This is a genomic window from Aeromonas sp. 2692-1, assembly GCF_013085505.1.
GTDB classification, from domain to species: domain Bacteria; phylum Pseudomonadota; class Gammaproteobacteria; order Enterobacterales; family Aeromonadaceae; genus Aeromonas; species Aeromonas hydrophila.
Window position 1 is genome coordinate 271,868 of sequence record NZ_CP038513.1, and the last position, 20,882, is coordinate 292,749.

The window sequence follows — 20,882 nt, forward strand, 5'->3', positions numbered from 1 at the left end:
CATGGCGGAGGATGCACTCATAAAGGCCCCCCGCTGGCACCGCTGGGGCAAGGAGGCGCTCTGGCTGCTGCTGATGGCGCTGGTCATCTCGACCCTGCTGGATCTGTGGCGCAGCCCCACCCTGCCGGCGGGGGCCATGGAGGCCCCCTTCACCCTGCAGGATGGCACCACCACCAGCCTGGCCGAGCAGAGCCGCGGCAAGCCGCTGCTGGTCTACTACTGGGCCAGTTGGTGTGGCGTTTGCCGCTTCACCACCCCCACGGTGGAGCAGCTCTGGCAACAGGGTGAAAACGTGCTGACGGTGGCGCTACGCTCCGGCAGCGATGACCAGTTGCGCGCCGGGATGGCGAAGAAGGGGCTCGCCTTTCCCACCCACAACGATGAGCGGGGGGAGCTGGCTGCTCGCTGGCAGGTGGGGGTCACCCCCACCTTCCTCATCATCAAGGATGGGAAGCTGGTGAGCAGCACCACCGGCTGGAGCTCATGGCTCGGGCTCAAGGCCCGCCTGCTGTGGGCCAGCCTGCGCTGACCCCTGACCTCGACGCCCGGCCAGTCCGGGCGTTTTTTCAACCCCTGTCACACATGGGTCGCCATGGAACTGACAAAATAGTCACAAACGGCCCCAACCCTCCCCTGATGAGGTCCCGCACGACGCTACCCGCACGCCCATCTGTTCGCTTCCTATCCATGGCGATGGCGGCCTGTTTGCGTTAAAATGTCGGGTTTTTGCCGAGCCTGGTTTGCCAAGAGCCCCGCCGCCAGGCCAGCGCAGGGTCAATTCCACGATGCCAGTGAGGCAGGATCCGTCATGAACAACTACTTCCGGGTGTTGGGCGTCAAGTCCAACGCCAGTGAAAACGACATCAAAAAAGCCTATCGACGGCTGTCGAACCAGTACCACCCCGACAAGCTGCACGGGGCGAGCGAAGAAGAGAAAGAACAGGCAGCCCTCAAGCTGCACCAGGTAAAGCAGGCTTATGAAGTGCTGTCCGATCCGAAACAGCGGGCCGCCTTTATCAAGGATTTCAACAACGTCATCGTGACCGATCCCGCTGCTGCCATGCAGGAGATGTGGGACCAGTTCTACCCCTGAGCCACCAGGCAAGAAGAGCGACTATGCAAAATAAATGGGACCAGGCACGGCTCAAGGCCCTGCAAAGCGATGCCAGTGAAAACATCGAATCCTACCGGGATCAGGACGACCCCAAGGGGCTCGAGCAGTTCACCGACCAGATGAAGGCCCTGCTGCTGGCCGACATGAGCATGCTGGAGTTTATGCCCGAATACCTGCCGCTCGCCCTCTATGGCCGGGTGCAGTTCCCGCCCAAGGCCAAGTCGCAGTGGAACAAGTGGCTCGCCAGCGGCGAGCAGCCTTCCTGGGACGAGTTCAAGGTGAGCGTCGGCTTCAACAACGCCGTCCTGCCGCTGGTCAAGGCGGTGCGGGCCCAGAGCGAAGATCAGCTGATGGAAGCCTGCGCCGTGCTGTTCCTGCTCGACAACCCGCTGCCGCGCGGCAGCCACCGCGGCGATGACGACTATGAGCTGCGCGACGAAGAAGATGAAGACGGGGAAGATGCCGACGCCGACTACCATGGCGGCAGTGACCGCTATGGTGATGACGACGGCGATCAGGATATGTACGACGAAGTCCGTTTCTAATTGGGGCAAGGCATGAGCAACAGTCTGATAGAAATTACCGCCATCGAGATCAAAGAGCTGGCCGTCATCGAGCCGAAGCAGGCCAGCGAGAAGTTCGAGCTGATCGCCAAGACCATGTCTGACGACCAGCTGGCAGAAGTAATTGAAAACATTGATATCGTTACCCTGACCCAGATCAACGGCCAGCACGACATCTCCTTCCCCTCCATCATCTCCGAGCTGATGACCCCGGAGCGGATCCGCGACATCGTCTGCCAGCAGCCGCTCTACTGGGAAGAGGCGATCAAGAACAACGCCGACGAGCTGCAACAGCACACCTTCGACTTCCTCAACTACCTGATCCGCACCCAGGACAGCGAAGCCAAGCAGCGCGAGATCCTCGAGTGCGTGGCCGAAGATCCGGCCGGTCTCTTCTACCTCGCCATCCCCTTTATCGAGTTCTATCGCGGCGATCGCTATGAAGAGGACGAAGGCTATCGCGACGTGCTGCACGCCGAAGAGGAGGATCTCGAAGAGTCCCTGCGCTACAGCGAGCGCCAGCAGAGCGAGGATGTCCACGACTATGCGCTGGATGACCCGAGAAGCCTGTTGATGCTCATTCGCGAGCTGGCCCCCGAGGTGGAGAAAGCCATCAAGGCGCTGCTGCGCAATGAGCACTCCAGCTGGGACGGCATCATCAACAAGTTTGCCGCCGAGCTGGTGATGCAGGCCAAAGAGAAGAACAAGGTCGAGGAAGACGAGTACGGCGACGTCGACGACATGTTCAGCTTTCTGGATTAAGGAGCCCATTCATGCAGTTAGTCATTCGCGATGCCAACCAGGGTCCCTTTCTGACCCAGGTGCTGCGCTTTGGCCGCGACAATGAACGTTTGACCGAGCAACAGCTGGCCGCCATCAAGGGCAAGGCGGTGCTGATGAGCCTCAAATTCGCCGACAAGTACTACAACAAGTACAAGATGCACCTGCTGGAGCAGGCCGCCCACGACGTCATCGGCGTGGTGAGCCTCGGCCTGCAGGAGCTCTCGGCGCGGGATCCGGCCAAGGCGCTGGCGCTGCTGCAGGCGCCGGAAGGCCCCATCAAGCCGTTCCAGAAGGGCTGGTCGATGCTCATCACCGTCAGCCCCAAGCAGGTTGGCAACAGCCTCTACGGTGACGTGGATGCCCGCCTGCTGGACAAGATCTCGAGCCCGCCCGATGTGGAGGAGTGGCAAGGGTGGCAGGAGTACGAGAAGGCGCTGACCGAGCACAACAAGAGCCGCCTGATGGCGCTCATCGACCAGCACTTCTTCGCCTGCGAGAGCGACCACCCCACCATGGAGGACAAGCTGGCCGAAGCGCTGCTCTACCGCATCCTCTGCGGCAAGGGCAGTGGCGCCGCCCCCCTCAAGGTGAAGCAGGATCTCAAGCGCAAACTGGCGCGGGAGATTGAACTCGACGAGGGCTGGTATGACACCGACTACCTCGCCGCCCAGCTCACCCTGATGCTGGGCGCGCTGCCCGCCGACATGGCCGCCGCCCTGCGTCAGGAGCTGAGCCCGGGCTTTGTGCCCAACCTGCTGCACACCCTCGGCTTTGTGCGCCAGTACCAGCTGCTGCAAAAAGAGAACGCCTCTCCGGAGAAGCTCGACAACATGGAGATGCGCGCCGGGCTCAAGCACCCGCTGCTCGGCTGGCCGCTCTATCACGACTTCTAAGGGGCCATGCCCCCTTGCAGGGCGGCACTTGCCTCTCCTCCCCACAACGCCCGGCTTGCCGGGCGTTGTGCTATCTAAAACATGTAAAATATATTGTTGATGGCCAACAGGTACCGAATCATAGATTTCTTCATATCTATGAGGAGCTCTCCAATAAATCATAAAAACTATCATGTAATAAATAGCGGGCTAATAGTAAAAACAAACTGACACCGAAATATATACATCCCCCCCTATATAGGTACTACACAATTAATGTCCATAAGATATGGTGTAGTCTGCGAAGAATGAATAGCGATAAAATTATTCGGTCTAATAGTGGAGGGAGTACAAAATGTTCAAAAAACTATCTATTTTATTCATTCTAATGTCATCAATAAATGCAGAGGCCAATACAGCTTGGTTTTCAGGATGGCAGGCATATAAACCGACAAATTGGCAAACTATTGGAACTTGGTACAGCTGCGTTAGCATTGTAAACATATCTTCAGGCTCAGTAGAAGTGTCCATCAGTTACTACAACAGTACTGGTGACATCGCATCCCCACCTTTGACTGGTTCAACGGTCACTCCAAAAGCAACATTAACTTCTCGTCAAACGGTTTACTGGTGCACAGATTCCAAACAAATAGCTCCAGGTACAAATATGTGGGGAGCAGGAGTTATAACAGCAACGCCCCTTGATGGCCAAACTGAACCGGCATTGGTTATTGCACAAGCAGACGTAAGAAATTTATCTCCATCTGGTAGCTACAATGCATGGTCCAGCATTCCGGTAAATGGTGGTCTGCCCTTCTAATAAAACAAGCCTGGTACAGAATTTCATAGAATACTTTGGATATAGTAACCTAGCATAACACCCGGCAAGCCGGGTGTTATGCTATCTGCCCGGCGGCCATCAGGCCAGACTACCCCGTAAGCGTCATTGGCCCCATTTTTGGCAAGGATATAATGACTCCCCCATACCAGAGCCAGGGAACGAGCCGTGAACAGAAAGCCGGACCGCATTACCGCGATGCAGCAGATCATCGATGCCGTGAAGGCGGAATTTCCGCTCTATCAACCGGATACCTTCAAATGCGGGCCGGACAACACCTGCATCGGCTGCCCCAAGAAGCTGATGGAGCTGGTGGATACGGACCTCTGCTACTGGCAATATCAGATCGATCGCGGCATTCCGCCCTCCTTCGACGAAATCCAGCGCTTCGGCAAGATGTGCAAGAACATCCGCCGGGCCTTGGTGCGCAATGGCCGCATCCCCGCCTGAGCGCCACGTCGCAGCCACGGGAGAAGCCCCCCCGAGAGGAACAGTTTATGACCCAGGAAAGGATACAGACCCGCTACACCCTGAATGGCCCCCTTACCAACCACGCTGAGCTGGAACAGGCCATCGCCCGGGCGATAGAGGCCCACAAGCAAGACTTCTTCCCCCTGCTGGAGCGGCTGGTGGATGTAGGTGACAGTCGGGTCAAGCTCAGTCAGAAAGAGCCACTGCGAGTGCTGGGGGTGGAACTCGACGAGGCTAACACCGGCGGCAGTGCGCGCCTCAGCTACGAATCCAACTTCACCGAGAGCTGCCGGCTGATCGATGAATATGACCAGCACCAGACCAGCGTGGCCTTTCGTCTCGACGGAGATCAGCTGATATTCGATCTTGAGCTGCCCATACAGTGGAATTTCGATAACTAATTTGCGGCGCTGCTATTCCCCTGGCTTGTTGTTGCCAACTGCGACTTCCCCTCACCCTGACCCTCTCCCAAGGGGAGAGGGAATATATCGCACCACCATGGTGCCCTCTGGTTGCCTTTACCCAAGCCGCACACCTCTAAGCCCCCTAATGCCACCGTCATCCGATATAGCTACGAGCAGAGCTCCCTTCTCCCCTTGCGGGAGAAGGGTCGGGGATGAGGGGGAACAAACCATCCCAATCGAAGCCATCGACAAGCAGCAGAGCGTTGAATCAAGCAGGGCACGTAGGGTCGATTAGCGAAACGTAATCGTCCGCACCGCAATCTCGGTGGTTATGGACATAGAGAGCAGCTGGACTTTCTGCAGTATGACGGCAACTGGTTTGCGCGATCGTCTGATTACGCTTCGCTAATCAGACCTACAGCCCCATATTGTGAGATATGTCTCTTTATCAATCCGCTTTAGATTGTATTTCACAATCTTTTGTGAAAATATAAAATTATTAGGCGAAATATAACTTCGAGATAGCATGATGATATTAGAGCACAAGTGGATCGAGTGGTTTTTTTCTGGGATTGGCACATATTTCGTTCAATTAATCATAGGTTTTTTATGTTTCTTGTTTGTTTTCATATTTATAAAAAAGAAACGGAGCGATAAAAAACACATACATGGCGACTCATTTAATGTCAAACAGCGAGGCTTCTTTAACACCATCAACCTCAACAATAAAAGCAAAAAATAAGTTATGTTTGACCGAACTAAGGCACACGCAGAAAATGACCTCATCAACGTTGAACAAGGTGGCGTAGGAAATACTATAAACATAACAAATGTAAATTTAAACGCTAACTCACCTTTAATAAATAAAGACGTATCAAAGCAACTTCTCGAAGCCCTTACTGTTGCCACATCAGCAGACAAATATATTTCATTTATCTGCGCCCCTAACGATGACGTCTCAACTGAAAAATCTAGAGATATATACACAAGATTGACCAATGAACTAACCGAGAATGGTATAGAGTTTATTGTCGGTGGCGGGAAGTTTTTTGTGGCTGCTGAAGGACCATATCCACACTTGAATGAATGCAACATTATTAAAGAACAGCAATGTAATTCAATTATAATTATTGCAGACGATCATTCTACCTTCTCTCAACTCTCTCTCTTATCTCATATTAAGTTTCAATTGGACAGACAATCATTAGAAATGTTTGCAATATGTAAAGATGAAGTAATTGCACATCAACCATTCCTCCAGACAGGCCCCATTAGTTTTTTCAAAGAAATTCTTAAAGGTAGCTTAGTCATTTTCAGTGAATGTGATGACAATAAGATATCAGATATTGTTAAAAACATTACTAGACACAAGATTTTTTGGAAAACACAGCGAAGAAACTAAAAATGGCTAATCTAGTAAATTTAAAAACATATTTGTGGGCGCTGGCAACAATCCAACCAGCATCACCACAAGAAGCTCACGCCTTTCTAAAAATAGTAACTAATATCGAACCTGATATATATACAGAAGAAGATCTCAACGATGCAATTAACAGGTCCATGAAATTAGAACTTATTGAATGCGTATCTAAGAAACATAACATCTATACATTAACTATTAAAGGTGGTGATTTTCTAGGAAAGAAATTACGGTTGTTACGAGACAAAAATAGATTGTTCTTGCTGAAAACTGTCAAAGATGCTAGTTTGAAAATCAAGGACTCCCCTGAACAGAATAAGGCTAGCGTTTCGTCAGCCACTATGTTTAGGTCTACTGTAAAAGTAGCTCCGTGGCCAGAAAACTCTCTGGTCTCGGGGCCCCTCCCCCAAAACCAGAGAGTTTTCTGGCCACGGGTCTCAGAGCAATTAAGAATTGGTTCTAATGCAGGGGGGTCCTTTTTAAATTTAAATTATTATTCCAAAAACAAACTCCCAAATATAAATGATGATTTCAGCGCAGTAGACTTATTTTCAGAGCTAATAGGCATTAGCCCTAGGTTGCTAAGTAGCTTTATTAAGGCTCCCTCACGCCATTATAGAACATTCACCCTTCAAAAAAAGTCAGGCCGTGGTCATAGGACAATAAATTCACCTAGAGTTTTTATAAAAACAGTTCAATATTGGATCTGCGATTATTTTCTTTATAAACTAAATCAGCATGAGCTTTGCTTTTCTTTTAGGAAGAACCTATCGATTAAAGATAATGCCAGAATACATTTGGGAAGCAGATACATCCTTTGTTTAGATATAGACTCTTTTTTTGACAACATCAAAACTGAGCATGTACATTCTTGCTTAATTGAAAATGGCTTTTCAGAAGATATATCATCATTCATATCTAGAGTTGTTACATTAGATGGATGCCTACCCCAAGGTGCGCCAACAAGTCCGATTATATCCAATTCTTATCTCTATAACTTTGACAAAGTAATATCAGATTTTTGCGGTCAAAACGGGATGACTTATAGCAGATATGCTGATGATTTAACTATTGGTTCAACAGACTACACCCAATTAAAATCCTGCATCCCCCTTATATCTAAACAGCTAGCAAAGTTCGAATTGAAAATAAATGAAAGAAAAACTAGAATCATAAGCAATAATAATGCACAAATTGTCACCGGAGTTTGCATAAACAATGAACGACTACGGCCTAGCAGAAAGTTTAAAAAAGAAGTTCGTGCAGCTTTTAATAATGCAAAATTAAATAATGATAAAAGCTCTTTACCCCGTTTATATGGATACTTGAATTACCTCTCCAGTTTTGATAATGGTGACACACCACATAATATATCTGAATACAAGTCAATCATAGACAGCATTAAAAAAGCCCTATAACACGCTATAAACATATCTACATCTTACACAAATAAGTAATAAGGGCGCTTTCGCGCCCTTCTTTATTAATTACCCTTCCTGATTTTCCCCGGCTACCGGCTCGGCGCCGGCGGCGGATTCAATCTCGATACGATCGACCCGCTGCAGACCGCGGGGCAGTTTGGCGCCGCGGCGGCCGCGCTCGCCACGGTAGTAGTCGAGATCGGATGGCTTGAGGGTGAGCTTGCGCTTGCCGGCAAACAGGGTGACGGACTGGCCCTGCGGGATGACGGCCGCCATCACCACAAACTCCTCCCGCGCCTTCACCCGTGCCGAAGGGATGCTGATGAGCTTGTTGCCCTTGCCCTTGCCGAGCACCGGCAAGGTGTTCATCGGGAACAGCAGCATGCGCCCCTCGTTGGAGATGGCCATGCAGAGGTCGGTCTCCGGCGAGCCAATCTTCTGGGGTGCCATCACCAGGCCCCCTTCCGGCACTGTGAGCAGCGCCTTGCCGTTCTTGTTCTTGCCAATGAGGTCGTCGTATTTGCAGACGAAGCCGTAACCGGCGTCGGAACAGATCAGATACGGCTCGCCTTCGTTGCCCATCACCAGATGACGCACCTCTTCGCCAGCGCCCAGAGCGAAGCGGCCGGTGAGCGGCTCGCCCTGACTGCGGGCGGAGGGCAGGGTATGGGCCTCCAGCGAGTAGGTTCTCCCCAGGGTGGAGAGGAACACCGCCTGCTGGTTGCTGCGGCCATGAGCGTGGGCGAGGTAGTTGTCCCCCGCCTTGTAGGAGAGGCCCTCCACATCGACGTCGTGGCCCTTGGCGGCGCGCACCCAGCCCTTGTCAGAGAGGATCACGGTCACCGGCTCACTCGGGGTGAGCTCCTTCTCGGTCAGGGCCACGGCGGTGGCACGCTCCACCAGCGGGGTGCGGCGATCGTCGCCGTACTTCTCGGCATCCGCCAGGATCTCTTTCTTGAGCAATGTGCTGAGACGGCGCTCGGAACCCAGGATCAGTTCCAGCTTGTCGCGCTCTTCCGCCAGTTCGTTCTGTTCGGCGCGCAGTTTGAACTCTTCGAGCTTGGCCAGATGGCGCAGTTTCAGCTCGAGGATCGCCTCGGCCTGGGTCTCGCTGATGTTGAAGCGCTCCATCATCACCCTGCCCGGCTCCTCCTCGGTACGGATGATCTCGATCACCTCGTCGATGTTGAGGTAGGCGATCAGCAAGCCTTCGAGGATGTGCAGGCGGGCCAACACTTTGTCGAGGCGATACTGCAGGCGGCGGCGCACCGTCTCACGGCGGAAGCTCAGCCACTCGGTAAGGATGGTCTTGAGGTCTTTCACCTGAGGCCGGTTGTCCAGACCCAGGATGTTGAGGTTGACCCGGTAGTTCTTCTCCAAGTCCGTGGTGGCGAACAGGTGGGCCATCAGCCCCTCCACATCCACCCGGTTGGAGCGCGGCACTATGACCAGACGGGTCGGGTTCTCGTGGTCCGACTCATCGCGCAGATCGGTGACCATGGGCAGCTTCTTGGCCACCATCTGGGCGGCAATCTGCTCCATGATCTTGGCGCCTGAGGCCTGATGGGGCAGCGCCGTGATGACGATGTCGCCATCCTCTTCACTCCACACCGCTCGCTGCTTGATGGAGCCCTTGCCGGTCTCGTAGATTTTGCGGATGTCGTCGCGGGGCGTGATGATCTCGGCGTTGGTCGGGTAGTCCGGCCCCTGCACATGGGCCATCAGGGCATCCAGGCCGGCATTGGGGTTGTCCAAGAGCTCCACGCAGGCGTGGGCTACTTCCCGCGCGTTGTGGGGCGGGATATCGGTCGCCATGCCCACCGCGATGCCGGTCACCCCGTTGAGCAGGATGTGCGGCAGGCGGGCGGGCAGCACCACCGGCTCTTTCATGGTGCCGTCGAAGTTCGGCGTCCACTCCACCGTGCCCTGGCCGAGCTCGGAGAGCAGCAGCTCGGAGAAGCGCGACAGGCGCGCCTCGGTATAACGCATCGCGGCAAAGGATTTGGGATCGTCCGGCGCACCCCAGTTGCCCTGACCGTCCACCAGCGGGTAGCGGTAGGAGAAGGGCTGGGCCATCAGCACCATGGCTTCGTAACAGGCGCTGTCGCCGTGGGGGTGGTACTTACCCAGCACGTCACCCACGGTACGGGCGGATTTCTTGTGCTTGGAGAGGGCCGACAGGCCCAGCTCGCTCATGGCGTAGATGATGCGCCGCTGCACGGGCTTGAGGCCGTCGCCGATATGCGGCAGGGCCCGATCCATGATGACGTACATGGAGTAGTTCAAGTAAGCCTGCTCGGTGAAGGTGCGCATTGGCTGGCGCTCTACCCCGTCCAGACTGAGCTCGATAGCATCACTCATGTGATTTTCTCTTTCGGTTCGGGAGCCGCCACAGGGCGACTCCGGCTAAATGCTTGCCGGCCCCGACAGGGCCGGCCGACGGCTTAGATGATGGCGAGGTTGCCCTTCTCTTCCAGCAACTCCTCATAGCACAGGGGAGTGATCTAGATGATGGCAAGGTTCCCCTTCTCCTCTAACCATTCACGGCGATCGCTCGCCCGCTTCTTGGCCAGCAGCATGTCCATCAGCTGCAGGGTCTCATCCCCCTCGGCCTCTGGCCCCATGGTGAGCTGCACCAGACGGCGGGTGTTGGGATCCATGGTGGTTTCCCGCAGCTGTTTCGGGTTCATCTCACCCAGGCCCTTGAATCGGGTCACCATCACCTTGCCCTTCTTCTTCTCGGCTTCTACCCGCTGCAGCACGCCGTTCTTCTCGTCCTCGTCGAGGGCGTAGTAGACCTCCTTGCCGATATCGATCCGGTAGAGGGGCGGCATGGCCACATAGACGTGGCCCTGATTGACCAGCGCGCGGAAGTGTTTCACGAACAGGGCGCAGAGCAGGGTGGCGATGTGCAGACCGTCTGAGTCCGCATCCGCCAGGATGCACACCTTGCCGTAACGCAGGCCGGAGAGATCGTCCGAGTCCGGGTCGAGCCCGATGGCCACCGAGATGTCGTGCACTTCTTGCGAGGCGAGCACCTGACCGGCCTCCACCTCCCAGGTGTTCAGGATCTTGCCGCGCAGCGGCATGATGGCCTGAAACTCCCGATCCCGCGCCTGCTTGGCACTGCCGCCCGCGGAGTCACCCTCCACCAGGAACAATTCGCCTTGCATGGGGTCGGCGCAGCCGCAGTCGGTGAGCTTGCCAGGCAGCGCCGGGCCCTGGGTTATCTTCTTGCGCACCACCGTCTTGGCGGCGCGCATCCGGCGCTGGGCGCTGCTGATGCAGAGCTCCGCCAGCTGTTCCGCGAGCTCGGTGTTGCTGTTCAAGTAAAGGCTGAAGGCATCCTTCACCACACCGGAGACAAACGCCGAACTCTGACGGGAGGAGAGTCGCTCCTTGGTCTGACCGGCAAACTGCGGATCCTGCATCTTGATGGAGAGGATGTAGGCGCAGCGATCCCAGATATCTTCCGGGGTCAGCTTGACCCCGCGCGGCAGCAGGTTGCGGAACTCGCAGAACTCGCGCATGGCGTCGAGCAGGCCCTGGCGCAAACCGTTGACGTGGGTACCGCCCTGGGCGGTGGGAATGAGGTTTACATAGGATTCGGCGAGGCATTCGCCCCCTTCCGGCAACCAGCAGAGGGCCCAGTCCACCGCCGACTGCTCGGTGCTGAAGGCGCCGACAAAGGGCTGCTCCGGCAGGCAGGTGAACTGCTTGACCGCATCGACCAGGTAATCTTTGAGGCCGTCTTCATAGCACCACTCCAGCTTGATGCCGGTGTTCTTGTCGAGGAACTTGATGGTGAGGCCCGGGCAGAGCACCGCCTTGGCCTTGAGCAGGTGCTCCAGCTTGGAGACCGAGAAACGGGGTGAATCGAAGTAGTGGGCTTCCGGCCAGAAGCGCACCCGGGTGCCGGTGTTGCGGCGCCCGCAGGTGCCGGTGATGGTCAGCTCCTGCACCTTCTCGCCCTTCTCGAAGGCGATGTCGTAGACCTGGCCGTCGCGGCGCACCGTCACCTCGACCCGCTCGGAGAGGGCGTTCACCACCGAGATGCCCACCCCGTGCAGACCACCGGAGAACTGGTAGTTCTTGTTGGAGAACTTGCCGCCCGCGTGCAGCTTGCAGAGGATCAGCTCCACCCCGCACACCCCTTCTTCCGGGTGGATGTCGACCGGCATGCCGCGACCGTCGTCGATCACCTCGAGGGACTGATCTTCATACAGGGTCACCTCCAGGGTACGGGCATGACCCGCCAGCGCCTCGTCGACGCTGTTGTCGATGACTTCCTGGCCGAGGTGATTGGGCCGGGTGGTGTCGGTATACATGCCGGGGCGGCGACGCACCGGTTCAAGGCCATTGAGGACCTCAATGGCATCCGCATTGTATTGAGTAGACATGGAGGGCCTTGCGAATTGACGTTTGGGGAGAATCTTACTCGTTGGGAGGGTATTGGACAAACCCGGCGGCGGCAAAGCTTGATCCGGACGGGGTAAGTCGCCCCGCCGGCCCGTTCAGCGCGCCTCGGCCGCCACCGGCAGCGCCTGCTGCAACTGGGAGAGCGAGCTGTGCAGCCGCCACACCATGCCGGCCAGCTCCCGCGCCGTCGGCTCCCTGTGGTTGGCCAGGGCCGCGCTGATCCGCTGCAGCTCGGCCAGGGTGCGATCCAGGGAGGCGTGCTGCACTCCCTGCTCGGTGAGGATCCCCTGCAGAGAGCGGATGCAGTTGTCGCGCACCAGGTAGAGAGGTTGATCCTCGCCGCGCCACTGACGCAGCTGCCAGACGATGTGGCTGCAGTTGAGCAGCACCACGCCCCAGCGCAGCACCCAGAGACGGGCGGTCTGATCCTGACTCTGGCTGAGCTGGCTGATGCAGTGATAGATGAGCGATTCGAACTGGCTCTCGCTCTGGCGCGGGGCCGGCTCCAGCTGATCCATGAAGTGGCGGCGCAGAGAGCGGATGAGGCGGCGGCTCTTGCGCCGATCCGAGCTCGGTCGCAGCAGCTGGAACGCCAGTCCGGCGCTCATCACCCCCAGCGCCTGTCCCAGGCTGCCGTTGATGTACTGCAGGTAGTCGTAGCTCGGCGGATTGGTGATGGCGAGAAAGGAGCCGAGCAGCACGATGAGCTGGCCCCACAGCACCGCCTGCCTGGGCTGTTGCTGCTTGAACAGCTGCATGGTGATGAGCACGGGGAACAGCAGGGCGCAGAAGAGCCAGAAGTCGTCGAGGCGGATCATCAGGCCGAACTTGACCGCGAAGCAGATGAGGCTCAGCAGCAGGATCGCCTTGAGCATGGTGTTGGCCCCCTTGGCGGGTGCCGGGGTGGCCGAGTAGAGCACGCAGCAGATGGAGAGCAGGGTCAGCGCCGAGCTGCCCGCATCCCACTGGCTGTGGATCCAGAAGGCGCAGCCGAGCAGCACGCAGAGGAAGGTGCGCCCGCCGTTGTAGGCCGCCTCCAGCGTGTCGGTGTGGCTGGTGAGCGAAGAGTGGCGCGGCGGTGCCGGCCACTCCTGATCGTCGTAGCGGGCCAGCCGCTCCAGCCAGCGCTGACACTCCAGATAGCTCCAGCAGAAGTGGCGCAGCCGTCGCCAGAAGGTGTGCAGCCGGTAGTCGCTGGCCGCCGTCGGCACCAAGGGGGCCAGCAGCCGGGCGATGCGGTACTTGTCACAGCCGGGCTGGCCCAGCTCGACCAGCAACCGCTCCAGCAACGCCTGCAGCCCCTCCGGTTGCGCCGGCCAGTTGTGCAGCATGCGGCGCTGGCTGGAGATGAGGCTGATGAGCCGCAGCTGGCGGTGCAGCAGGAAGTTGAGCAGCCGGTTGTGGCGACGCAGCCGATGGTGGCTCCAGACCGCCTGGATGCGCAGCACGTTCATGGTGAGGATCTGGCCGATCAACCCCTCGTGGGCGGTGCGCACCTCCGGGCTCGCCTCCCCCAGCCAGAGCAGCTGGGCATGCTCCAGCAGGCGGGCCTGGGTCTTGTGCAGCGACTGCAACAGGGTCTCGCCATCCGAGGTGCTGGGCAGGATCATCATCAGCAGGCCGCCGCAGAGGATGCCGATGATCACCTCGCTCACCCGGGCCTGGGCGATGTCGAAGATGTGCTGCGGGTCGGTCACGTTGACGCAGGAGAAGGCGATGATGGCGGCGGTGTAGCCCGCCAGCGCAAAGGCGTAGGAGACGTTGTTCTGATGGTGGTTGGAGATGTAGGTGCAGAGCGCCAGCCAGAGCGCGATGAGGAAGCTGAACAGCCAGGGATCGCTGATGCCCAGGCCGGTGATCACCACCGCCGCCATCGCGCCAATCAAGCTGCCCACCACCCGCCCCAGACTCTTGCTGATGACCCCGCCCACGGTGGGAAAGCTCACCACCGCGGCCGAGGTCATCGCCCAGTAGGGGGAGTCCAGCTCCAGCACGAAGGCCAGCCAGAGCGACAGGCACATCGCCAGGCTGTTGCGCAGGGCGTAACGCCACTGCCCGCCATTGGCCTTGCCCCAGGGGGTCTGGCGCCAGAGCGAGGCGGCCACCTTACTCCCCTATGGTGATGGTGCAGGTGGTGCCTGCAATCAGCGTCAGCTCGGGCGGTACCTCCAGCAGCTTGATCCGCACCGGCACCCGCTGGGCCAGTCGCACCCAGGGCACATTGGGTTTGACGTCCAGCAGCAGGTTGTCGGCTCCCTCCACGCTCTGATCGTGGATGGCGCGCCCTATGCTCTCCACTTCGCCGCGCAGCCGCTGCTCCCCGCTGTAGAGCACCACCTCGGCCGGTTTGCCCGGCGCTATGTGCCTGAGCTTGGTCTCCTCGAAGTAGCCCTGCACGTAGAAGGAGTGAATGTCCACCAGCGCCACCAGCGGCACGCCGGCGCTGGCATAGTTGCCGACCCGGGTCTGCAGGTTGGTGATGTAGCCGTCGCTCGCGGCATGCACCCGGGTCTTGGCCAGCGACCATCTGGCCTGCTCCAGATTGGCCTGGGCCACCTGGTAGGCCGCCTTCATCGCCTGGGCATTGAGCCGGGCCTCGTCCACCGCCTCGGCGGAGATGACGCTGCGCGACAGGCCGCTGCGCCGGCTCGCCTCGTGTTCCGCCTTGTCGAGATCCGATTTGGCCTTGGCCAGCGCCGCCTGGGCGTTGCCCAGCGCAATCCGGTAGGGCTCGGGATCCAGGGTAAAGATCTCCTCCCCCGCCTTGACCAGCTGGTTGTCCTTCACCGCTATCTTGATGATCTTGCCCGACACCTCGGGGGTGATGCTGACCAGCTCGGCCCGCACCTTGCCATCCCGGGTCCAGGGCCCCTGCATGTAGTAGTTCCACAGCCACCAGCCCGCCGCCAGCGCCAGCGCGCAGACCAGCAGGGTGGAGAAGTATTTGAGGGTCGCAAGGGGTGATTTAGCCATGTAGCAATATCCATAGGGCGCCGCTGACGGCGAGGATAAACAGGGAGAGATCCATCAGCAGGGGATGCCAGACATCCCCGCCGTAGAGCCAGTCACGCAGCAGGTGGTGCACCGGCAGCCAGCCCAGCAGGCCGAGCAGAACCGCCTTGAACAGGGGCGGAAAGTAGAGAGAGGCGCCCAGGATCAGATCCGGCAGTGCTGAAGTTGTCACAAGCGGGCTTCCTGTTGGCAAGCGAGATAATGCGGACTCACGACCCGCCGTGCGGCGGGTCTGGCAAGACTATCACAGCCCCGCAGGGTGTTACAGGGGCAGATAAGACCCTGCCGGTCAGACCAGCCGGTCCGCCGGATGATTGATACCATCGAGCAGCGGCACCTCGCCCAGCTCGAACGGATTGACGCCTTCGAGGCAGGCGAGGTTGTAACCATACTGGGCCGGATTGGAGCGACGCTGATGGTGGGTATAGATGCCGCAGATGCTGCAGAAGTAGTGTTTGGCGGTGCGGGTATTGAACTGGTAGCAGCTCAGCACCCCCTCCCCTTGCAGGATGCGGATGCCGGACAGCGGCACCGAGGCGACGATGGCGCCCCGGCGTCGGCATAACGAGCAGTCGCAGCGGCGCGGATCCACCACGCCGTCCGGCAGGGTCAGCTCCAGCACCACGGCGCCGCAGTGGCAGCTGGCCTTGTGTCGCTCCTGAATGGGGGTATTGCCGATGCGCTTGATCATGCTGCCTCCTTGCAGACGGGTTCAGGTTCCGAGCCAATCAATCGAACAGGGTATCCTGCCGCCCCTGCAAAAGATGGTCGTACAGGGTACGCAGCTGGGATTCCACCACCCGATGGCGGGAGAGCGGGGGCAAGTCGTCGATGGGAAAGAACCCCGCCCCTTTGGTTTCATCGGTTTCGCCCAGCAGCTGGCCGCCGGTCACCTCGCACAGGAAGAACGCCTTGTGAGCGTGGGGCAGCTGGGGCGGATGAGGGTGTTTTAGCTTGTCGAACAGCGCCAGCAGCTGCACGGCCCGACACGCCAGGCCGGTCTCCTCCACCACTTCGCGCACCACGGCATCCGCTGGCGAGTCACCGATGTCGCACCAGCCCCCCGGCAGGGTCCAGCAGCCGTCGCTGCGCTCCTGCACCAGCAGGATATGGCCCGCATCGTTCTGAATGAAGGCCCGCACATCCAGCTTGGGGGTGGGATAACCGCTGTCGAGGGCGATCCAGTCGCTGATGGCTTCCGGTGCCAGCTCGCTCTGGCTGGCGATGAGCGCCACCGTGGCCGCTCGCAGCGCCTCGAAGCGGCCGATGTCGAAGGGATCTTTGGAGTAGGTGAGCCCAGCCTGCGCCGTGGCCAGCACCTGTTCCAGAAAGGTGGCCAACGGCGGCTGCATGGCTAGAGCCCGAGGAAGCGGACGATCTGGGCGGGGTAGCGTTCGAACGCCACGAAGGCGTGATCGCCACCGCACTCCAGCGAGAGACGGGCAAAGCGGTATTCGTCCAGCGCCTTGCGATAGTCGAGCACCTCGTCTTCCTGCTGTTGCAGCACCCAGAGTCGCTCGGGGGCGCTCACCGGCACCGCCAGCGCCCGCAGCTCATTCATGTGTTCAGGCAGCAGTTGATACTGCTCCCCCGTGTAGGGGTTGGTCTGGGGGCCGAGGTAGTCGCAGAGCAGCTCGTGCGGGCGTACCGCCGGGTTGATCAGGGCGGCGTGGCAGCCGTAGCGCTCGCTGACCCGGGTCGCCATAAAGCCGCCGAGGGAGCTGCCCACGGCGCCAAGCTTGAATTCGTTGCCATAACGGCTCTGCAGATCGGCAATGGTCTGCTCGATGGCCGCCCAGGCCGCCGCCGGCGTGTTGGGCTGGGCCGGGATCACCACCTCGATATCGGGTCTGTGTTCAGCCACCCAGGCAGCCATCTGCTGCGCCTTGGCAGAACCGGGCGAGGAGTTGAAACCGTGCAGGTAGAGGAGAACGGGCTTCATCTCAACTCCTCAATAACCGGTGGCATTGGGGTCGGGCACAAACTGCCCCACCGGCAGACGCCACACCTGGCTGGCGATGCGGCCATCCGGGTAGAGGGTGAGGTAGCGCCAGCCCGGGCCGGATTCGTCCAGCGCGAAGCCATCAGAGAGCGGTTTGAACTGGATGCAGGTGGAGGGGCTGGCGATCAGCCGCACCCCGCGGTGCACCTCGTCAAACTCCTGGTGGACGTGGCCGAACAGAATGGTCTTCTGCTGCGGGTGGCGGGCCAGCACGGCAAACAGGTCGTCGGCATTCTTGAGGTTGTGCTGATCGAGCCAGGCGCAGCCCACCGGCACCGCCTGATGATGCAGGGCGATCAGGGCATGGCGCTCGGGATGCTGGCGCAGCGCCTGATCCAGCGCCGCCAGCTGGTGATCCCCCAGCACCCCGTGGGGTTTGCCGCGCACCTGGGTATCCAGCAGGATCACCTGCCAGTGCTCGCCCACCAGCTGCTTGGCCTCGCTGATGCCGGCCGCGTGCAGGTATTCGGTCATCAGGGGGCCGTCGTCGTGGTTGCCGGGCAACCAGTAGATAGGGCGCGCCAGCGGTGCCATCATGGAGGCGAAGCGCTGGTAGGACTCCGGACTGTGATCCTGGGAGAGATCCCCGGTGGCGAGGATCAGATCGAACGGATGGTCATTGGCCCGCACCCGTTCCAGCACGGCAGCCAGGCTCTCGGCAGTGCGCACGGCCAATAGCCGCCCCTCGGCACTCGCGAAGAGGTGGGTGTCGGTAATTTGCAACAGGCGCACACTGCCGTCCTGCGCCTGGGGTAGCTCTGTTTCCAAAATCACGCTTCTTTTTATGAGTTCAACTAGAGGATGTTTATCAGGCTGGTACCATGTCTGAGACAAAATTTTAGCCAATCGGCCAGAAACAGGTTTACCTGCTCCTTTTCATCCCGCTGGTGCATATTTTTATTGGGATAATCATAACGTGGTTGCAACCTTGAAATCTGTTGCGCCGCACACACTTCCGCCATCCGCACGTCATGATACAAACGAATCTCTATCCGGGCCTGCAAATAACTCGGCAATTCCGGGTTGTGCTGGGCCAGGATCACCTGGCTGGTGAAGCGACTCTCCTCGCTCACCGTGAGCTGAAACTGCAGGCCGTTGCCCACCTGATAGCGGCGTTCGGCGCCGACACTGCCGCCCGGGGGCAGCAGTTTCATCAGAGTCATGTAGTTGACCTCGCAGGTACGCTGCAAGGACATCAAATCAGGCACATAACGCTTGGCCTGGGTATGAACGAGCGCCACCTTAGCGCCCCGCCAGCCAGCGGGCACGCAGCTCGCCGTGATTGAGAGCCAGCCACTGCAGGGCGATGACGGAGGCGGCGTTGTCGATGCGCCCCTCTTTGAGCCAGGCATAGGCCTGCTCGCGGCTCACCACGTGGACCCGGATGTCTTCCCCCTCTTCCGCCAGCCCGTGGATCCCCTCGGCCTTGCTGGCATCCACCTCGCCCACGTAGACCTCGATACGCTCGGTGCTGCCGCCCGGGCTCACCAGATAGCTGATGGCGTGTTCGCAGCGGCCGACCTCGATGCCCGCCTCTTCCACCGCTTCGCGCCGCACCACTTCTTCAGCGCCTTCGCCCGGGTCTATGATGCCGGCCACCAGCTCCAGCAGCCAGGGGGTGGCACTGGTCTCGATGGCGCCGATGCGAAACTGCTCCACCAGCACGATCTGGTCGCGCACCGGGTCGTAAGGCAACAGGGCGGCGGCATGGCCGCGCTCGAACAGCTCGCGGACGATGGGCTCGTTCCAGCCCCCTGCAAATAACCTGTGCTGCAGACGATAGACGTTCACTTTGAAGAACCCGTTATATCCTGCTGATTTATCGATAATTTTCACGTCATCGGCAGAGTAGTGACGGGTTTGGGGCAAGGCTTGCTGCGACATACGAGACTCCCGCCAGCTTGACTTGGCTCGGTTAGGCCATAAAATCCGGGAACATGAATGAACATTCATTCACTCGCTCCCGTCGGAGATGAGGGACGGATTTTAGCAGCCACAGGACATTTGGCTAGGCACGAGGGGGAGAAAACTCACCCTCGTTCTTGACGTTCCTGTCGCTGGAAAAGAGACAGTTATCATAAAATTTTGCTTATAGTAGAGTGATTAAGCTGCAATCAAGCTTGGTCGGTGACAATATTTGCCCTCTCCAGCAACCAGTTTGGGTTACTACATAAGGTTAAATCGATCTATGAAAAGAACACTTTTGTCCGTCATGGTGTTGCTGGGCGTCAGTGCCGGTGCCCATGCCGAAAACCTGCTCGACATCTACCAGCAAGCCCAGATCAAAGACCCGCAGTTGCTGCAGTCCAAAGCCGTTCGCGATCAGGCCTTCGAGAAGATCAACGAAACCCGTGCCCCTCTGCTGCCCCAGATCGATCTGGGTGCCGGACTCAATTATCTGAAAAACAAGAACGATACCCAGAGCAACAACAACGCCAAGGGTGAAGTGACGCTGTCGCAGTCCCTCTATCGTCGCAGTAACTGGGTCAATCTGGATATCAGCGAGAAGCAGGCTACCCAGTCTGATGTCGCCTACAACCTCGAGATCCAGAGCCTGATGCTGCGTACTGCCCAGGCCTATTTCAACGTGCTCAAGGCGATGGACACCCTGGAGTTCGTGCGCGCCAACAAGGTTGCGGTAGAGCGTCAGCTGGAACAGACCCAGCAGCGTTTCGAAGTGGGCCTGACCGCCATCACCGACGTCCACGAAGCCGAGGCCTCTCGTGACCAGGCGCTGGCGGATGAGATCAACGCCGAGAACTCACTGGACAACAGCTACGAGACCCTGCGCGAGCTGACCGGTATCGATCACCGTCAGCTGGACGTGCTCAACACCGATCGCTTCAGCCCGCAGAAGACCGCCTTCGGCTCCGACAAGTGGCTGGAGCTGGCGCTGGACAAGAACCTGCAACTGCACAGTGCCCGCATCGGCAAGGACATCGCCAAGGAGCAGATTGACCTGGCCAAGACCGGCCATGAGCCGACTCTGGATCTGGGTGCCGGACTGCAAACCAGCAATACCGATTACAAGCTTGATAGCATGCCGGGCGGCAATGACAATCAGGCCAACATCGGCCTGACCTTCAAGCTGCCGCTCTACAGCGGTGGCGCCACTAGCTCCAAAGTGAAGCAGGCTCAGTACAACTACGTGGCAGCCAGCGAACTGCTGGAGAAGAACTTCCGCTCGGTGCAGAGCACGGTGCGTTCCTCCTACAACAACGTGAACGCCAGCATCGGTTCGGTACGCGCCTACAGCCAGTCCGTCATCTCCGCCGACAGCGCCCTGAAGGCGACCGAAGCGGGTTACGAAGTGGGTACCCGTACCATCGTCGACGTGCTGGACTCCACCCGCAAGCTGTACGAGGCCAAGCAGAAGCTCTCCGAAGCCCGTTACAACTACATCCTCAATATCCTGAGCCTGAAACAGGCTGCCGGAGTGCTGGAAGCGCAGGATCTGGTGGAAGTAAACCAGGGTCTGATGCCTGCCACTGCAAAAGCCAAGACCAAAGTCTGATAGTCGTTATCGGCAATGAAAAAGGCGACCATCAGGTCGCCTTTTTGTT

General features: G+C 58.4%; 22 protein-coding genes. 11 read left to right on the plus strand and 11 right to left on the minus strand.

The features are described 5' to 3' along the window. Position 1 precedes the first annotated feature (1 nt). From E5E97_RS01460 to E5E97_RS01505, 10 genes are all read left to right on the plus strand, one after another. A complete protein-coding gene (locus E5E97_RS01460; protein WP_171279777.1) occupies positions 2-529 on the plus strand; it encodes a protein disulfide oxidoreductase in 528 nt (175 codons plus the stop codon). Positions 530-808: 279 nt separating this feature from the next. Continuing rightward, entirely contained in the window at positions 809-1,093 is a 285-nt protein-coding gene (locus tag E5E97_RS01465) for a DnaJ domain-containing protein (protein WP_005305278.1), read from the plus strand. A 23-nt stretch (positions 1,094-1,116) separates the two neighbouring features. After that, positions 1,117-1,659 (plus strand): hypothetical protein, encoded by a 543-nt coding sequence (locus tag E5E97_RS01470; protein ID WP_011707461.1) that lies wholly within the window; start codon positions 1,117-1,119, stop codon positions 1,657-1,659. A 12-nt stretch (positions 1,660-1,671) separates the two neighbouring features. After that, on the plus strand, positions 1,672-2,439 hold the full coding sequence (locus tag E5E97_RS01475) for a hypothetical protein (RefSeq protein WP_005343119.1): 768 nt from the start codon (positions 1,672-1,674) through the stop codon (positions 2,437-2,439). 11 nt (positions 2,440-2,450) lie between these two features. Continuing rightward, a complete protein-coding gene (locus tag E5E97_RS01480) occupies positions 2,451-3,353 on the plus strand; it encodes a hypothetical protein (protein WP_171279778.1) in 903 nt (300 codons plus the stop codon). A 334-nt stretch (positions 3,354-3,687) separates the two neighbouring features. Beyond that, on the plus strand, positions 3,688-4,152 hold the full coding sequence (locus E5E97_RS01485) for a hypothetical protein (protein ID WP_126880563.1): 465 nt from the start codon (positions 3,688-3,690) through the stop codon (positions 4,150-4,152). A gap of 216 nt (positions 4,153-4,368) precedes the next feature. Further along, positions 4,369-4,620 carry a hypothetical protein gene (locus E5E97_RS01490; protein ID WP_026080289.1) on the plus strand — a complete coding sequence of 84 codons (252 nt, stop codon included), beginning with the start codon at positions 4,369-4,371 and terminating at the stop codon, positions 4,618-4,620. Between the two features lie 47 nt (positions 4,621-4,667). Further along, positions 4,668-5,042: a hypothetical protein gene (locus E5E97_RS01495; RefSeq protein WP_171279779.1), complete on the plus strand. Its 375-nt coding sequence runs from the start codon at positions 4,668-4,670 to the stop codon at positions 5,040-5,042. A gap of 748 nt (positions 5,043-5,790) precedes the next feature. Beyond that, a complete protein-coding gene (locus E5E97_RS01500; RefSeq protein WP_171279780.1) occupies positions 5,791-6,447 on the plus strand; it encodes a hypothetical protein in 657 nt (218 codons plus the stop codon). 2 nt (positions 6,448-6,449) lie between these two features. Further along, entirely contained in the window at positions 6,450-7,883 is a 1,434-nt protein-coding gene (locus E5E97_RS01505; RefSeq protein ID WP_171279781.1) for a retron St85 family RNA-directed DNA polymerase, read from the plus strand. A 69-nt stretch (positions 7,884-7,952) separates the two neighbouring features. Here the strand turns inward: E5E97_RS01505 and parC are convergent, their stop codons facing one another. The 11 genes from parC to nudF all read right to left on the minus strand — a co-directional run bounded on the left by parC (position 7,953) and on the right by nudF (position 19,203). Further along, positions 7,953-10,247: a DNA topoisomerase IV subunit A gene (parC, locus tag E5E97_RS01510; RefSeq protein WP_171279782.1), complete on the minus strand. Its 2,295-nt coding sequence runs from the start codon at positions 10,245-10,247 to the stop codon at positions 7,953-7,955. A gap of 143 nt (positions 10,248-10,390) precedes the next feature. Beyond that, positions 10,391-12,286 (minus strand): DNA topoisomerase IV subunit B, encoded by a 1,896-nt coding sequence (gene parE / locus E5E97_RS01515; RefSeq protein ID WP_005305312.1) that lies wholly within the window; start codon positions 12,284-12,286, stop codon positions 10,391-10,393. Positions 12,287-12,400: 114 nt separating this feature from the next. Beyond that, entirely contained in the window at positions 12,401-14,410 is a 2,010-nt protein-coding gene (locus E5E97_RS01520; protein WP_171279783.1) for an FUSC family protein, read from the minus strand. Position 14,411: 1 nt separating this feature from the next. Next, the gene (locus E5E97_RS01525; protein WP_171279784.1) at positions 14,412-15,278 is read right to left on the minus strand and encodes an HlyD family secretion protein; all 867 of its coding nucleotides are present in this window, start codon (positions 15,276-15,278) and stop codon (positions 14,412-14,414) included. Then, a complete protein-coding gene (locus E5E97_RS01530) occupies positions 15,271-15,489 on the minus strand; it encodes a DUF1656 domain-containing protein (RefSeq protein WP_005305321.1) in 219 nt (72 codons plus the stop codon). Before E5E97_RS01530 ends, E5E97_RS01525 begins: the two co-directional genes overlap by 8 nt. Positions 15,490-15,606: 117 nt before the next feature. Further along, positions 15,607-16,008 (minus strand): GFA family protein, encoded by a 402-nt coding sequence (locus E5E97_RS01535; RefSeq protein ID WP_168754683.1) that lies wholly within the window; start codon positions 16,006-16,008, stop codon positions 15,607-15,609. Positions 16,009-16,045: 37 nt separating this feature from the next. Further along, positions 16,046-16,669: an NUDIX hydrolase gene (locus E5E97_RS01540; RefSeq protein WP_171279785.1), complete on the minus strand. Its 624-nt coding sequence runs from the start codon at positions 16,667-16,669 to the stop codon at positions 16,046-16,048. 2 nt (positions 16,670-16,671) lie between these two features. Continuing rightward, on the minus strand, positions 16,672-17,259 hold the full coding sequence (locus E5E97_RS01545; protein WP_011707474.1) for a YqiA/YcfP family alpha/beta fold hydrolase: 588 nt from the start codon (positions 17,257-17,259) through the stop codon (positions 16,672-16,674). A gap of 9 nt (positions 17,260-17,268) precedes the next feature. Next, complete coding sequence (cpdA, locus tag E5E97_RS01550) at positions 17,269-18,087, minus strand: 3',5'-cyclic-AMP phosphodiesterase (RefSeq protein ID WP_171279786.1); 819 nt, start codon at positions 18,085-18,087, stop codon at positions 17,269-17,271. Between the two features lie 26 nt (positions 18,088-18,113). Then, positions 18,114-18,560, minus strand: a complete 447-nt coding sequence (locus E5E97_RS01555; RefSeq protein WP_005305333.1) for a DUF1249 domain-containing protein — start codon at positions 18,558-18,560, stop codon at positions 18,114-18,116. A gap of 1 nt (position 18,561) precedes the next feature. Continuing rightward, entirely contained in the window at positions 18,562-19,203 is a 642-nt protein-coding gene (gene nudF / locus E5E97_RS01560; protein WP_043127114.1) for an ADP-ribose diphosphatase, read from the minus strand. 304 nt (positions 19,204-19,507) lie between these two features. Here nudF and tolC point away from each other — a divergent pair, with 304 nt between their 5' ends. Further along, positions 19,508-20,833: an outer membrane channel protein TolC gene (gene tolC / locus E5E97_RS01565; protein WP_024944694.1), complete on the plus strand. Its 1,326-nt coding sequence runs from the start codon at positions 19,508-19,510 to the stop codon at positions 20,831-20,833. Positions 20,834-20,882: the final 49 nt, after the last annotated feature.

What these genes read in the sequence shown, in the direction of transcription:
- E5E97_RS01460 (WP_171279777.1), top strand. Translation starts at nt 2, where the DNA reads ATGGCGGAGGATGCACTCATAAAGGCCCCCCGCTGGCACCGCTGGGGC.
- E5E97_RS01465 (WP_005305278.1), top strand. Translation starts at nt 809, where the DNA reads ATGAACAACTACTTCCGGGTGTTGGGCGTCAAGTCCAACGCCAGTGAA.
- E5E97_RS01470 (WP_011707461.1), top strand. Translation starts at nt 1,117, where the DNA reads ATGCAAAATAAATGGGACCAGGCACGGCTCAAGGCCCTGCAAAGCGAT.
- E5E97_RS01475 (WP_005343119.1), top strand. Translation starts at nt 1,672, where the DNA reads ATGAGCAACAGTCTGATAGAAATTACCGCCATCGAGATCAAAGAGCTG.
- E5E97_RS01480 (WP_171279778.1), top strand. Translation starts at nt 2,451, where the DNA reads ATGCAGTTAGTCATTCGCGATGCCAACCAGGGTCCCTTTCTGACCCAG.
- E5E97_RS01485 (WP_126880563.1), top strand. Translation starts at nt 3,688, where the DNA reads ATGTTCAAAAAACTATCTATTTTATTCATTCTAATGTCATCAATAAAT.
- E5E97_RS01490 (WP_026080289.1), top strand. Translation starts at nt 4,369, where the DNA reads ATGCAGCAGATCATCGATGCCGTGAAGGCGGAATTTCCGCTCTATCAA.
- E5E97_RS01495 (WP_171279779.1), top strand. Translation starts at nt 4,668, where the DNA reads ATGACCCAGGAAAGGATACAGACCCGCTACACCCTGAATGGCCCCCTT.
- E5E97_RS01500 (WP_171279780.1), top strand. Translation starts at nt 5,791, where the DNA reads ATGTTTGACCGAACTAAGGCACACGCAGAAAATGACCTCATCAACGTT.
- E5E97_RS01505 (WP_171279781.1), top strand. Translation starts at nt 6,450, where the DNA reads ATGGCTAATCTAGTAAATTTAAAAACATATTTGTGGGCGCTGGCAACA.
- parC (WP_171279782.1), bottom strand. Translation starts at nt 10,247, where the DNA reads ATGAGTGATGCTATCGAGCTCAGTCTGGACGGGGTAGAGCGCCAGCCA.
- parE (WP_005305312.1), bottom strand. Translation starts at nt 12,286, where the DNA reads ATGTCTACTCAATACAATGCGGATGCCATTGAGGTCCTCAATGGCCTT.
- E5E97_RS01525 (WP_171279784.1), bottom strand. Translation starts at nt 15,278, where the DNA reads ATGGCTAAATCACCCCTTGCGACCCTCAAATACTTCTCCACCCTGCTG.
- E5E97_RS01535 (WP_168754683.1), bottom strand. Translation starts at nt 16,008, where the DNA reads ATGATCAAGCGCATCGGCAATACCCCCATTCAGGAGCGACACAAGGCC.
- E5E97_RS01540 (WP_171279785.1), bottom strand. Translation starts at nt 16,669, where the DNA reads ATGCAGCCGCCGTTGGCCACCTTTCTGGAACAGGTGCTGGCCACGGCG.
- E5E97_RS01545 (WP_011707474.1), bottom strand. Translation starts at nt 17,259, where the DNA reads ATGAAGCCCGTTCTCCTCTACCTGCACGGTTTCAACTCCTCGCCCGGT.
- nudF (WP_043127114.1), bottom strand. Translation starts at nt 19,203, where the DNA reads ATGTCGCAGCAAGCCTTGCCCCAAACCCGTCACTACTCTGCCGATGAC.
- tolC (WP_024944694.1), top strand. Translation starts at nt 19,508, where the DNA reads ATGAAAAGAACACTTTTGTCCGTCATGGTGTTGCTGGGCGTCAGTGCC.